Origin of the sequence: Neolewinella sp. (genome assembly GCF_965214665.1) — a bacterium.
Taxonomy (GTDB): Bacteria; Bacteroidota; Bacteroidia; order Chitinophagales; family Saprospiraceae; genus Neolewinella.
This window is the reverse complement of record NZ_OZ243970.1, coordinates 168,328-180,752: the sequence shown is the minus strand read 5'-3', so window position 1 is coordinate 180,752 and position 12,425 is coordinate 168,328. Positions and strand designations below refer to the sequence as shown.

Annotated in this window: 9 protein-coding genes and 1 other RNA gene; 5 read left to right on the top strand and 5 right to left on the bottom strand. The window is 59.8% G+C overall.

Annotated features, from left to right (window positions below; genetic code table 11):
* Window positions 1–54: 54 nt before the first annotated feature.
* Both ACOOHD_RS01110 and ACOOHD_RS01105 read left to right on the top strand, forming a co-directional pair.
* Complete coding sequence (locus ACOOHD_RS01110) at window positions 55–1,506, top strand: TolC family protein (protein WP_420459725.1); 1,452 nt, start codon at window positions 55–57, stop codon at window positions 1,504–1,506.
* A gap of 33 nt (window positions 1,507–1,539) precedes the next feature.
* Window positions 1,540–2,898, top strand: a complete 1,359-nt coding sequence (locus ACOOHD_RS01105) for an efflux RND transporter periplasmic adaptor subunit (protein WP_420459724.1) — start codon at window positions 1,540–1,542, stop codon at window positions 2,896–2,898.
* Window positions 2,899–3,134: 236 nt separating this feature from the next.
* On the opposite strand, the gene ACOOHD_RS01100 is transcribed toward ACOOHD_RS01105, so the two are convergent.
* On the bottom strand, window positions 3,135–3,566 hold the full coding sequence (locus ACOOHD_RS01100; RefSeq protein WP_183496830.1) for a phosphoheptose isomerase: 432 nt from the start codon (window positions 3,564–3,566) through the stop codon (window positions 3,135–3,137).
* 115 nt (window positions 3,567–3,681) lie between these two features.
* Between ACOOHD_RS01100 and ACOOHD_RS01095 the strand changes: the two genes are divergently transcribed.
* The 3 genes from ACOOHD_RS01095 (at window position 3,682) to ACOOHD_RS01085 (ending at window position 9,050) form a co-directional block, all read left to right on the top strand.
* Window positions 3,682–4,479 (top strand): SDR family NAD(P)-dependent oxidoreductase, encoded by a 798-nt coding sequence (locus ACOOHD_RS01095; RefSeq protein WP_420459723.1) that lies wholly within the window; start codon window positions 3,682–3,684, stop codon window positions 4,477–4,479.
* A 62-nt stretch (window positions 4,480–4,541) separates the two neighbouring features.
* Window positions 4,542–7,310, top strand: a complete 2,769-nt coding sequence (locus tag ACOOHD_RS01090) for a 2-oxoglutarate dehydrogenase E1 component (protein ID WP_420459722.1) — start codon at window positions 4,542–4,544, stop codon at window positions 7,308–7,310.
* A gap of 93 nt (window positions 7,311–7,403) precedes the next feature.
* Window positions 7,404–9,050, top strand: coding sequence for an amidase (locus ACOOHD_RS01085; RefSeq protein ID WP_420459721.1), 1,647 nt, complete (start codon window positions 7,404–7,406; stop codon window positions 9,048–9,050).
* Here the strand turns inward: ACOOHD_RS01085 and rdgB are convergent.
* From rdgB to ACOOHD_RS01065, 4 genes are all read right to left on the bottom strand, one after another.
* Window positions 9,013–9,621: an RdgB/HAM1 family non-canonical purine NTP pyrophosphatase gene (gene rdgB / locus ACOOHD_RS01080; protein WP_420459720.1), complete on the bottom strand. Its 609-nt coding sequence runs from the start codon at window positions 9,619–9,621 to the stop codon at window positions 9,013–9,015. The two genes, ACOOHD_RS01085 and rdgB, sit on opposite strands and share 38 nt — an antisense overlap.
* Window positions 9,622–9,698: 77 nt before the next feature.
* Window positions 9,699–9,795, bottom strand: an RNA gene (gene ffs, locus ACOOHD_RS01075) — signal recognition particle sRNA small type.
* 68 nt (window positions 9,796–9,863) lie between these two features.
* On the bottom strand, window positions 9,864–10,604 hold the full coding sequence (locus tag ACOOHD_RS01070; protein ID WP_420459719.1) for a gluconate 2-dehydrogenase subunit 3 family protein: 741 nt from the start codon (window positions 10,602–10,604) through the stop codon (window positions 9,864–9,866).
* A complete protein-coding gene (locus ACOOHD_RS01065; RefSeq protein ID WP_420459718.1) occupies window positions 10,604–12,325 on the bottom strand; it encodes a GMC family oxidoreductase in 1,722 nt (573 codons plus the stop codon). The genes ACOOHD_RS01070 and ACOOHD_RS01065 overlap by 1 nt, the downstream gene beginning before the upstream one ends.
* Window positions 12,326–12,425: the final 100 nt, after the last annotated feature.

Sequence of the window (12,425 nt, the reverse complement as noted above, 5' to 3'; positions counted from 1 at the left end):
TTAAATTTTCACCCTTAGGGGGAAGGCGTAGTTTTGCTGACCTAAACGATCAGTATGAACTACCGCAATTTCTACCTCCTCGTCCCCCTGCTACTTCCCCTGTTTACCTCCGCCCAGGCCGGTCGGGAATGGACCCTAAGCGAGGCGGTCACCTACGCCCGGGACAACAACCTCCAGGTCCGCCGGGCCAATAATAGCACTGACTTGGCGCAGCTCAGCCTACAGCAGAGCCGCAATAACCGGCTGCCGAACCTGAGTGGTAGTACGGGCGTGAATCTACAGCTCGGGCGCACCATCGACCCCACCACTAATACCTTCGAGGCGCAGAACATCCTTTCCCAGGGCTACCAGCTACAGGGGGGAGTGACGATCTACAACGGCGGACTGATCAAGAACCAGATGCGGCAGGCCGAGCTCGACCTAGAGGCCGCCCGCACCGATGCGCTTGTAACCGGCAACGACGTAGGTCTGCAGGTGGCCAACAGCTACCTGACCATTCTACTTACCCGCGAGCAACTCGCCAACGCCCGCGCCCAACTGGCGCTCACGGAGGAGCAACTAACCAATACGGACGCCCAAATTAACGCCGGTAGCATTCCGGCCGGGCAGCGCTACGATATCGTGGCCCAGCAGGCCAGCAACCAGCGTGCCGTGGTAGACTTAGAAAATCAGGTGCGCTTAGCCTTGCTTGACCTACAGCTCCTACTCGAACTCGATCCCGATCCGAATTTCGACGTAGCCACCCCGGTGCGCGACTTCGAGGAGACCGTGCTCTTCTCAGAATACAATTTGGATGAGGTACTCAATGCTGCGCAGCAGACGCAGCCCACTATCCGGGCCGCGGAACTGCGACGGTCCTCGGCGGAGGTGGAGAAGGATATTGCCCGATCAGGACTGTTGCCTACCGTGCAGCTTTACGCGAGCATCAGTACCAACTATTCTAACCTCGGTAAAGACTTCAATAATCCAGATGTATCAAACGTAGAGCTAGTTCAGGGTCCGCCGGTGCCAGTCATTATCGACGGACAGCAAAGTACCCTTTCGCAGTTCAGTCAAACCGGCCTCATATTTCCCAATCTGGGCTACTTTCCACAACTCGATCAGAACCTCGGCCAGTCCTTTGGCTTCAACATCTCCGTACCCATCTACCAGCAAAACCGCAACCGGCTCAACATACAGCGCGCTGAGGTACAACGCCAGGGTGCCGAGATCGAAATGGAGCAGGCTAAGAACCAGTTGCGTAGCGACGTGGAGCGCGCCCTGGGTGACCTGCGGGCCGCCCGTGAGACCTACCGCGCCGCCCAGATCAGCCAGGAGGCAGCTCAGAACGCCTACGACATCGCCCAGCGTAGCTACAATGCCGGTGCGGCTAATAGCCTGGACCTGACCACCGCCGCCAACCGCCTCGAGCAGGCCCGCGTGGAGTTTACCCGCACCAAGTACCAACTCATCTTCAACCGGGAGGTCATCCAGTTTTATCTCGGCCAGGGCCTCTCCCTGGATTAATCTTTCCCTAGCACTCAACCAACGTTAACCACCATGTCCCGCAAAGCAATTTTACTCGTTTTAGGTATCGTCGTCCTCGTCATCATTGCCGCCGTAGTATTCAGCGGGCGGGGAGAAGACGGCACCCGCATTTTCGTGGAGGATGTCGAGCAGCGCCCCATCCAGGAGGTAGTCAGCGCCAGCGGAAAGATATTCCCCCAGACGGAGGTCAAGATCAGCTCCGATGTCTCCGGCGAGGTCGTCGAGCTCTACGTGGAGGAGGGCGATAGTGTGGTACCCAACCAACTGCTGGCTAAGATCGACGCCGATGCCTACCAGTCGCAGGTGGCCCGTGGCGTAGCCGGGGTGAACAGCAGCCGCGCGCAACTGGCCAACGCCGAGGCCCAGATCAATACTCTCAAGGCGCAACGCGAGCAGACACTGGCCCAACTCGAAAATGCCCGCGAGCAACTTAAGCGCAGCGAGCAACTCTTTAAGGACGAGGTCATCAGCCGGTCCGAGCTCGAAACCCGGCAGGCCGAGGTGCGCGGACTCGAGGCCACCCTAGCTGCCGCCGATAGTAGCGTCCGGGCCGCCGAAGAAAGTGCCCGCGCTGCCGAGTACAACATTCAATCGAGCGAGGCGACCCTCGGCGAATTGCGCACCAGCCTACGTCGTACCACCCTCTACGCCCCCATGGGCGGCGTGGTCTCCCTGCTCAATGTGGAGGCGGGGGAACGCGTGGTGGGCACCGCCCAGATGACGGGTACGGAACTCATGCGCATCGCTAACCTCAACGCCATGGAGGTACGGGTAGAGGTCAGCGAAAACGATGTGCCTTCCGTCAAGCTCGGCGACAAGGCCGAAATTGAAGTAGATGCCTACCTGAACCGCAAGTTTGCCGGCACCGTCACCCAGATCGCCAACTCCAGTACCACGGCGGGCCTGGCCGACAACGTCCTCAACTCCGACCAGGTCACTAACTTCGAGGTACGCATCAGTATCAACCCCGATAGCTACGCCGACCTGGTAGCCGCCGGAAACGCTTATCCGTTCCGCCCCGGCATGTCGGCTAGCGTAGATGTACTTACCCAGCTCGCTCCGGAGGCCCTGAGCGTACCCATCGAATCGGTGACCACCCGCGAGCAAACCGAGGAGGTAACGACCGACGAAGCGGGCGTGGGCACTAACGATTTACAGGAGGTGGTTTTCGTGGTACGGGGTGATACGGTGGCCGAAGTGCCGGTAACTACCGCCCTACAGGACGCCAAGCATATCCAGGTAACTGAGGGCGTGGCGGTCGGCGACCGGGTAGTAGCCGGCCCCTACGGTGCTTTATCGCGCGACCTGAAATCCGGTGAGCGGGTAGTTGTCGTAGCTAAGGACGAATTCTACTCCACCGAGGGGGAATAAAAAACCCCCCCGTAGTTAGCGCTGCGAAGGGGTAGATTACAATGGTATGTCAGAAAACATAATAGAAACGAGGCCTCGAAACGGTCTCGAACTGTGTTGTCAATGCGGTCTCTCAGTCATAAACGTATTCTGTTAGCCAAATATAGGGGCTGAACTGATGTATTGCAAATCCTGACGCTGTTAAATTTATTCACTGGCCCCCACGGTGATGGGGGCAGGTGATTTTTTTTGGCCCTTTAGTCATTAAACACCTCCACATCCCGGTTCTTCACAATCAGGTCGGTGAACTTCCCCTTGAAGCGGGTAGCCTTGACAATGTGGTTGTCGATCCAGTGGTAATTGCCGCCGCGGGGCTTGCCCATGAGCATGCCGTGGTACTTGAAGTTGTGGCGGTTGAGCCATTCTTCGGTGATCTCGCGGTGCTCCTCGGTGCGGGAGGTAAAAAAGGTGATGATGTGGCCGTCTTCGTACCACTTGTTGACGATGCGCAGGGCATCGGGGTACGGTAGGCAGGTGCTCATGCGCTCGGGTTCCTCATTGGGGATATCGTCACAAACCGTGCCGTCGATGTCGATGAGAAAATTCTTCACACCGGCAGCCAGGACGGGGCTGATCAGTTCGCCCTTCTCGTTGAAGGTAGTTTCTAGGTCTTTTTCGGGGGTAGCCATACAGAGGGGTAATTAAACGGAAGGTAAATTGGGGCAAAGGTACGGCCCCCTAACGCATCCGGCCGGGGGTATCCTATATCTTTGCCCGTACTTTGCCGGCCTAAGTAGCCGTAGTATGCCACAAGTTGCCCTCATCACCGGTGCCTCTTCGGGGGTCGGCCAGGCCCTGGCTCCCCTACTTGCCGAAGGGGGGTGGCGGGTGTACGGAATGAGCAGGCGCTCGGTAGCGCTACCGGGGGTGATGGCCCTACCTGCCGACATCACCGACGCCGAGGCCGTACACCAGGCGGTAGATAAGCTACTGCAGGTGGAAGGTAGGCTCGATGCCGTAGTACACTGTGCCGGTATTGGCGGGGCCGGGGCGGTGGAGACCATGCCGCTGCTGCGAGCCCGGGCTATCATGGACACCAATTACTGGGGCAGCTGGAATGTGTGCCAGGCTACGCTGGAGGCCCTACGGAGGAGTCCCCGGGGGCGGTTGCTGCTAGTCAGTAGCATCGCCGGACACATGGGTATCCCCTTTCGATCGGTGTACTGCGGCAGCAAGGCGGCCGTGCTGGCACTCTCGGATAGCCTACGGCTAGAGGTGCGGGGATCGCAACTTCAGGTCAGTTGCATCAGTCCCGGGGACATCGCTACCAACGCGATAGCCACCCAGTACCGACAGCCCGCCGCTGAGCTCGCCCCGCTGTACCGAGCGCGGTATCTACGCGCGGATGCCGGCATGGCAGCTAACGTTGATCACGGTATGCCGGCGGAGCGGGTAGCCCGTCGTATGGTGGCCATACTAGGAAAGGATAGCTTAGCTCCTCACTACGTCATCGGCGAGCCGGTGCAGAAACTCAGTACCCTAGCGCGGCGGCTCCTTCCCGCCCGTACCTGGGAATGGGTGCTGAGTCGTTACTACTCCTAGGGCTGCCGCGGTGGCCGGTTTTATTGAACAACGCCCCCCAGCGGGTGTTGAAAAGCACCATCATGAGCAGTTACTCGCACCTCGCCAACGCCCACCCGGGCTATATCGAACAACTCTACCGCCAGTACAGCGAATCACCCGATTCGGTCGACGAAAGCTGGCGCGACTTCTTTCTTGGCTTCGATTACGCCTCCGATAAACAGGAGATCGCCCTGCCCACCGGGGCGGATGGGGAGGTCGACTGGGAGCACGTTCAGAAGGAGCTCAACGTCTTTGCCCTCATCAAGGCCTACCGAATCCGCGGTCACGTGACCTCGAATATCGACCCCATCGAGGAGTTCAAGGATCCTGACCCGGACCTGGAACTTGCCGACTTTAACCTGACCGAGGCGGACCTAGATACCCCCTTCCGGGCGGCGCACCACATGTTCATGCCCGAGGGCAGCACGCTACGGCAGATCGTGGCGAACCTCAACCGCATCTACCTAGGTAGTATCGGCTTCGAGACCGACCACATTTTCCACCGCGAGAAGCGGCGCTGGCTGCGGGAGCGTATCGAGAAGCACCATCCGGAAGAGGCCTACGGACTCTCCATCGACGATAAGCGCCACATCCTGGAGGTACTCAATGATGCCGTCGGCTTCGAAGACTTCCTCAAAATTAAGTACCCGGCCCAGAAGCGCTTCGGCCTGGAGGGTGGAGAGGCTGCCATCGTAGGGCTCGACACCATCATCTCCGAGGCCGCCCGCGATGGCGTAGAGGAGGTTGTGATCGGCATGGCCCACCGCGGCCGCCTCAACGTACTGGCCAACATCCTGGGTAAGAGCTACGAGAGCATCTTCCAGGAGTTTGAGGGTGTGATCCCCGACAACATCAAGGGAGACGGAGACGTGAAGTACCATATGGGCTATAGCTCGCTGATCGATACCCGTATTAATAAGCCGGTCAACGTGAAGCTGGCCCCCAATCCCAGTCACCTCGAAGCCGTCGATCCAGTGGTGGAAGGGTTCGCCCGGGCGAAGGCCGATTTGCTCTACGACAACGATTACGACAAGATCGTACCCATCCTGGTACACGGTGATGCCGCCGTGGCAGGCCAGGGCGTAGTCTTCGAAACCGCCCAAATGAGTGGGCTGGCAGCCTACACCACCGGCGGTACCATCCACTGGATCATCAATAACCAGATCGGCTTCACCACCGATTACGAGGATGCACGTACCAGTATCTACGCGAGCGGAGTAGCCACCGTGATCGAAGCCCCTGTTTTCCACGTCAACGGCGACGATCCCGAAGCGGTCTACTACGTGGCCAAGCTGGCGATGGAGTACCGCAACAAATTCAATTCCGACGTCTTCATCGACATGCTCTGTTACCGCAAGAACGGCCACAACGAGGGCGACGACCCCGGCTACACCCAACCCGGTATGTACGAGCGCGTCAAGCGCCACCCCAACGTACGCCAGGTCTATACCGAGCGACTGGTAAAGCGGCGCGACGTCGAGGCGAAGCTGGCCAAGGAGATGGCCAAAAAGTTCAAGTCGGAGCTGCAGACCCTGCACCAGAAGGTGAAGAATAGCGACCTCCCGTACAGCTACCAGCCGCCGGAGAAGGCCTGGAGTCAGCTCAACCGCGATCACTGGCAGGATAAGTTCTTCGCCGAGTCGCCCGAGACCGGTGTCCCCCTAGAGCAGATGGAGGCTATCCTCAAACACATTAGTACCCTGCCCGAAGGCTTCGAGCCCGTCAACAAGGTCAACCGACTCTACAACGGCTACGAGCAGTCGGTCGCCAGCGATCAACTCGACTGGGCCCTGGGCGAGCTCAGCGCCTACGCCACCCTGCTTATGGATGGCCACCACGTGCGCATGAGCGGACAGGATGTGCGGCGCGGCACCTTCAGCCACCGCCACGCCATCCTCAAATCGCAGGACGGCGAGAGTACTTACAACCGCCTGGACGGACTTAGCGAGGACCAGGCCCGCCTCCACATCTATAATTCTCTCCTTTCGGAGTACGCCGTGCTGGGCTTCGAGTACGGCTACAGTACCGCCAGCCCCGAAAATCTGGTGATCTGGGAGGCGCAGTTTGGCGACTTCGCCAACGGTGCCATGACCATCTTCGACCAGTTCATCAGTAGCGGCGAGAGCAAGTGGGGACGGATGAGCGGACTCACCGTGCTGCTCCCCCATGGCTACGAGGGGCAGGGACCGGAACACAGTAGCGCCCGCCTGGAGCGCTTCCTCCAACTCTGCGCCGAATTCAATATGGTGGTGGCGAACGTGACCATGCCGGCCAACATGTTCCACCTGCTGCGGCGACAGCTGACCTGGAACTTCCGTAAGCCTCTCATCGTGATGTCGCCGAAGTCCGGCTTACGGCACGAGATGGCGGTAAGCTCGATTAAGGACTTCGGCCCCGGTACGCGCTTTCAGGAAATTTTGGATGATCCTACCGTCGAAAAGCCCGCGTCGATTAAGCGGGTGCTGCTCTGCTCCGGCAAGGTGTACTTTGATCTGGCCAAGTATAAGACCGCTGAAAAGCGGGATGATGTCGCCATTGTCCGCTTCGAGCAACTCTTCCCCCTGCCCACCGAGCAGGTGCGCGCTTTACGTGAGCGGTACGCTGACGCAGAGTTTTACTGGGTGCAAGAGGAAAGCCGTAATGCAGGCGCCTGGAGCTATATGAGCGAGCAATTCCTGTACAGCGAGCGGCTGGGACTGGATTTGAAGCTGAAGTACGTGGGTCGGCCGGCTACGGCCAGTCCGGCTACGGGCTATAAGCCGGTGCACGTGCGCGAGCAGAAGGAGCTGGTGGAGAAGGCATTTGCGTAGTTGTGGCTTCAGCCGCACTACTCCACATAACACAGATGCAGTGCTGCGGCTAAAGCCACAACTACGGCGTAGCTTGCAGGCACAAGCCACCCCATGAAACCACACCTTACCCTGCTGCTTATTCCCTTTACGCTACTGCTCCTAGCAGTAACTGCCGCAGCCATCACCCCCGACCAGGTCATGACCGCCGCAACGGTGCTCGGCCTCGACTTTTTGGACGAGGAGGAGGTCGAGCTGATGCTACCCGACCTAGAGGAGAACCTCGCGGCGCTGGACAGCATCTCCCACACCACCATTAGTAATGCGGTATCCCCGGCGCTGGTCTTCTCGCCGGTGCTGCGGCCGGAGCAATTGCCCGCCGATACATCCATCTCCGCACCTGCGGCCCCGCCCAATTTGCCGCAGGGACGCGCCATGCTGACGGGCTTCGAATGGATGACGGTGGAAGAACTGGCCGGAATGATCTATAACCGGCAGGTAACTAGTCGGACACTAACGGAGTACTTCCTGCAGCGGCTCAAGGAGCACGACCCTACGCTACACTGCGTGATTACGCTGACCGAGGAGCGGGCGTTGGAAAAAGCCGACGCCATGGACGCCGAGCTGGCCGCCGGCACCTACCGCGGTTACCTGCACGGCATCCCGTACGGAGCAAAGGACCTGCTTGCCGCCCGGGGCTACCCTACCACCTGGGGGGCCGAGCCGTACCGCGACCAGACGATCGATCTGGATGCATCGGTGGTCGAACAACTCGACGCGGCCGGAGCGGTACTGTGCGCAAAACTGAGCATGGGTGCCCTGGCCTGGGGCGACGTGTGGTACGGCGAGATGACGCGCAACCCCTGGAAGGTCGATTCCGGAAGTAGCGGCTCATCGGCGGGTTCGGCTAGCGCGGTGGCGGCCGGCCTGCTGCCCTTTGCCATCGGTACGGAGACGCTGGGGAGTATCGTGAGCCCGAGTACGGTGTGCGGTACGACGGGGCTGCGGCCTACCTTCGGACGGGTAAGCCGCTACGGGGCCATGGCTCTGAGCTGGTCGATGGATAAGATTGGGCCCATCACCCGTTCGGCGCGGGACGCGGGGCTAGTACTGGCGGCGATCGCCCACTATGACCCCCGGGATGCGCACGCGGTCCGGGCGGGCTTTCAGTATCGTCTGCCGCTGGATATCCCCGCCCCGCGGCGGATTGGGTACCTGAAGGGGAGCTTTGCCGGTGACTATGACTTTGCGGCTAATGACTCCATGGCTCTGGAAAAACTACGGGAGATTGGCTACGAGCTGGTAGAGATCGACCTACCCAATGCACCGGAGATCGGGTTTATCCTCAGCGTGGAGGCAGCGGCGGCCTTTGAATCACTCACGCGCAGTGGTGACGACGATCTACTGGCGCGGCAGATGCGTAATGCCTGGCCGAACGTGTTCCGGGCAGCGCACTTCGTACCGGCAGTGGCCTACGTACAGGCCAATCGCCTACGCCGCGAACTCATGGAGCAGATGGACCGGGTATTTGCCGAAAACGACATTGATGTATACGTCAATCCGAGTTGGAACTCCAGTAGCCTATTCATTACCAACATGACCGGGCAGCCCTCCATCACGGTACCGAACGGCATGCACGAGGGCACACCGACGAGTATCACCTTTACGGGCGGCCTATTTAAGGAGCAGGCGTTAATCGAGGTGGCGACGGCCTTTCAGGACGCTACGCAGTGGGATGAGCAGCACCCACCCGCGTTTTAAGGTGAGCCTCTAACTTCTCCATCGCGCGGGCGCGGTGACTGAAGGAGGCCTTTTCGGCACGGCTCATTTGGGCGAAGCTGCGGCCGTTTCCCTCAGTGGGGATAAACACAGGATCGTAGCCGAAACCGTCTTTTCCGGTGGGAAAGGTAGCGATACGTCCCTCACAGCAACCTTCAAAGAAGTGTTCTTCACCGTCCTGGAGCAGGCAAATGACGGTGCGAAAACAGGCCAGGCGATCCTTGCGGTCACTTAATTTAGAGAGCAGCTTTTGGTTGTTGTCCTCGGCGCTACGGTGGGCACCGGCGTAGTGTGCGGTACCCACGCCGGGCTCGCCGTTGAGGGCGTAGACCTCCAGACCGGTGTCCTCGCTGAAGCAGTCCTGTCCGTAGCGATCGAGCACATGGCGGGCCTTGAGACGGGCGTTGCCCTCGAGGGTAGCGGCCGTCTCGGGGATGGCCTCGGTACAGCCGATGTCCCGCAGACTGCGAAAGGTATAGCGGTCACCCAACTGCTCCCGGATCTCGGCGATCTTATGGGGATTGTTGGTCGCAAAAACAAGGGAGTGCTTCATAACTCAGAAACCAGGGGCGCGGACGCAGGTGCAACGCCAGTGGAAGTGGCGCGGTTAATGATTTCCAATGTAGCAAAAAAAAATGGGCAAGCACACCAGTCGCTCAACCTCCTACCCTTGCTGCATTTCTGCCCTGGGGGAATTCAGAAGGAGCTGACCGTGTGCCGCCCAAGCCCCAAAGGTAGGGAATAGATTTACGACTTACGATTTTTGCGCTACGATTTAGGATTTTTTCTCCCGCGTCAGGTGATCAGGTTGCCCTGCTCGTCCCACTCGGCGGTGACGGTGCGTTGCTCCTGATCGACGTATTTGGGCAGCAGTTCCGGATCGTACTGCAAGCCGTGCTTGTCGAGTACTGGCTGGGGTACACCCTCCCAGACGTTGGGTTGGTTGCCGACGTAGCCTAGGTAGTCGATGCCCTCGCGGCTGGTGAAAAAGCCGGTGACGACTAGGAAGCGGAGGCGATCGAAGAAATCTACGCCGGTACGTAGGGGGCTGGTAGCCCCCTCTTCCTCCGGCAGCTCGTAGGCGATGTCGTCGACGAGGGCAAGCTGCTCTTCGGGAGTGGCTTCGATGAAGGCCTTACCGGCGTAGCGCTGGCTGCTCTCGGCGTTGAGCCAGGCCAGGCCACCGCGCAGGCGCACCTGGTAGACATTGGGCTGGTCCTTGGCCATGAACTCGATGAATTCGAGGAGGCTGGGTTCGAGTTCGGTAGCCTTCGGGTGGTCCTCGCCGGCCGGTACGATAATATCGGCGAGCACGCCAATAGTTTCGAGTTCGAAGTCGGAGAAGAAGCGGCTGTCATTGATGCGCTCCTCCCGTTCGGCCTCCCAGGCGGTGCGCAGGCCGTAGCCCCTGGTTTCGAGCTCGGGGCCGGCAGAGGCGGGGACGGGATCGCCACCATCTTTGCAGCCGACCTGAGTGAATAGGGCGGTACCGACGGCACCGCCGAGAAGGGTCTTGAGGGTTTTACGGCGGTCCATCAGATGTTCATTTTTTTGAGTTCGGAGACGATGTGCTCGCTGTTGCGCATCGCGAGGGCCATGATCGTCCAGGTGGGGTTCTTGTCGGCCTGGGAGGTGAAGCTACCCGCGTCGTTTACGTACACGTTAGGCACGTCGTGTAGGCGGCCGTACTTATTGGTGACACTGTCCTTGGAATCGTCACCCATACGGGCGGTACCCACCTCGTGGATGATCGCGCCGGGGGCCAGCAGGCCGTAGTCTTGCTCGTAGGTGTACTCGGGGCTGAGGATCTCGCCACCCATATCGGTGAGGATACCGCGGAACGTCTCCTGCATGTGCTTGGCCTGGAGGCGCTCGTGGTCCGTCCAATTGTAGTGAAAGCGCAGGGTGGGGATACCCCACTCGTCGACGGAGTTGGGATCGATCTCGCAGTAGTTGTCGTACAGGGCGACCGACTCGCCGCGGCCAGCCATGTAAAACACGGCGCCGTACACGGATTTCATCTCCTCCAGCAGGGGGTTACCGTAGCCACCCACCTTGTAGTTTAGGATTTTCTGGATGGCCTTGTGTCCGCCGCCAAAGCCGTACATCGGCATACTCATCGTGCCGCCCATCTCGATGTGGTAGCCGCGGGGGAAATCGAGCTTCTTGTTATCGAGCCACCAGGGGGAGTAGACGTGCATGCCGCCGACGCCGTCCTCGTTGTAGCGTGTACGGTCCATGAGGCTGGGGATGAAGGCGGCGGCGTTGGCCCCGGTGCTATCGTGGAGGTAACGGCCCAGGGTGCCGGAGCTATTACCGAGTCCTTCGGTTTGTCCCTTCATCCGGGAGTTCATCAGTAGGCGGGCGGTCTCGCAGGCCGATGCGGCCAGTACGGTGACCTTACCCTTAATCTCGTACTCGCGGCGGTCGTCTTTGCTTATGTAACTAATGGCGGTGGCCTTACCTGTCTCGTCGGTCTTCACCTCGCGGGCCATGCAGTTGACCAGGATGTCGACCTGTCCCTTGCCAGCCTGCTGGGCGGGGAAGATGAGGCAGCTACCGGCACTAAAGTCGGCGTACACCGCGCACGAGCGGCTACACTGGGCGCAGTAAAAGCATACGCCGCGGTCGTCGTTCAATTTCTTGGTCAAGATTGACATGCGGGAGGGATACACAGGTACCCCACTCTTCTTAGCCGCCTCGGTGTACATCAGCTCCGAGAGTCGGGGTTTGGGCGGGGGCAGGAAGAAGCCATCGGGGTCGTTGGGGAGTCCCTCGTTGGTGCCCGTCACCCCGATCATCTTATCGACGCGGTCGTAGTAGGGTTTGATCTCGTCGTAGGTGATGGGCCAGTTGGCACCGAGGCCGTCAAGGTCGCGGCGGTGGAAATCGTCCGGTCCGAAGCGCAGACTGATGCGGCCCCAGTGGTTGGTGCGCCCGCCGAGCATCCGGGAACGGAACCATTCGAAGCGGGTGTCGCCCACGGTGCTATAGGGTTCATTGGGCAGTTCCCATCCTCCGAAGGCGGCGTTATAGTCCCCAAAGGGGCGGGTGGTACTAGCCCCGCGGCGGGGGCTTTCGTAGGGCCAGCGCAGCTGCGTCTTCTCCTCCTTATTCTGGGGGTCGAACCAGGGCCCGGCCTCGACGATGGCGATGTTCAGGCCGTTTTCGGCCAGGATGCGGGCGGTCATGCCGCCGCCGGCGCCGGAGCCCACGATGACTGCGTCGTAGGTTTTGTCGTTTTTTTTGATTTGCACGGGATCGTTTGGAGTGGGTTGAATCGGTAAGATACTGCCTTTGACAGGGAGTAAAGGGCTAACTGGTGACAATCAAACATGCATTAGAAACGAAAAGAGG

Excerpts from the sequence above, each read along its gene's own strand:
- ACOOHD_RS01110 (WP_420459725.1), top strand. The coding sequence starts at position 55 with ATGAACTACCGCAATTTCTACCTCCTCGTCCCCCTGCTACTTCCCCTG.
- ACOOHD_RS01105 (WP_420459724.1), top strand. The coding sequence starts at position 1,540 with ATGTCCCGCAAAGCAATTTTACTCGTTTTAGGTATCGTCGTCCTCGTC.
- ACOOHD_RS01100 (WP_183496830.1), bottom strand. The coding sequence starts at position 3,566 with ATGGCTACCCCCGAAAAAGACCTAGAAACTACCTTCAACGAGAAGGGC.
- ACOOHD_RS01095 (WP_420459723.1), top strand. The coding sequence starts at position 3,682 with ATGCCACAAGTTGCCCTCATCACCGGTGCCTCTTCGGGGGTCGGCCAG.
- ACOOHD_RS01090 (WP_420459722.1), top strand. The coding sequence starts at position 4,542 with ATGAGCAGTTACTCGCACCTCGCCAACGCCCACCCGGGCTATATCGAA.
- ACOOHD_RS01085 (WP_420459721.1), top strand. The coding sequence starts at position 7,404 with ATGAAACCACACCTTACCCTGCTGCTTATTCCCTTTACGCTACTGCTC.
- rdgB (WP_420459720.1), bottom strand. The coding sequence starts at position 9,621 with ATGAAGCACTCCCTTGTTTTTGCGACCAACAATCCCCATAAGATCGCC.
- ACOOHD_RS01070 (WP_420459719.1), bottom strand. The coding sequence starts at position 10,604 with ATGGACCGCCGTAAAACCCTCAAGACCCTTCTCGGCGGTGCCGTCGGT.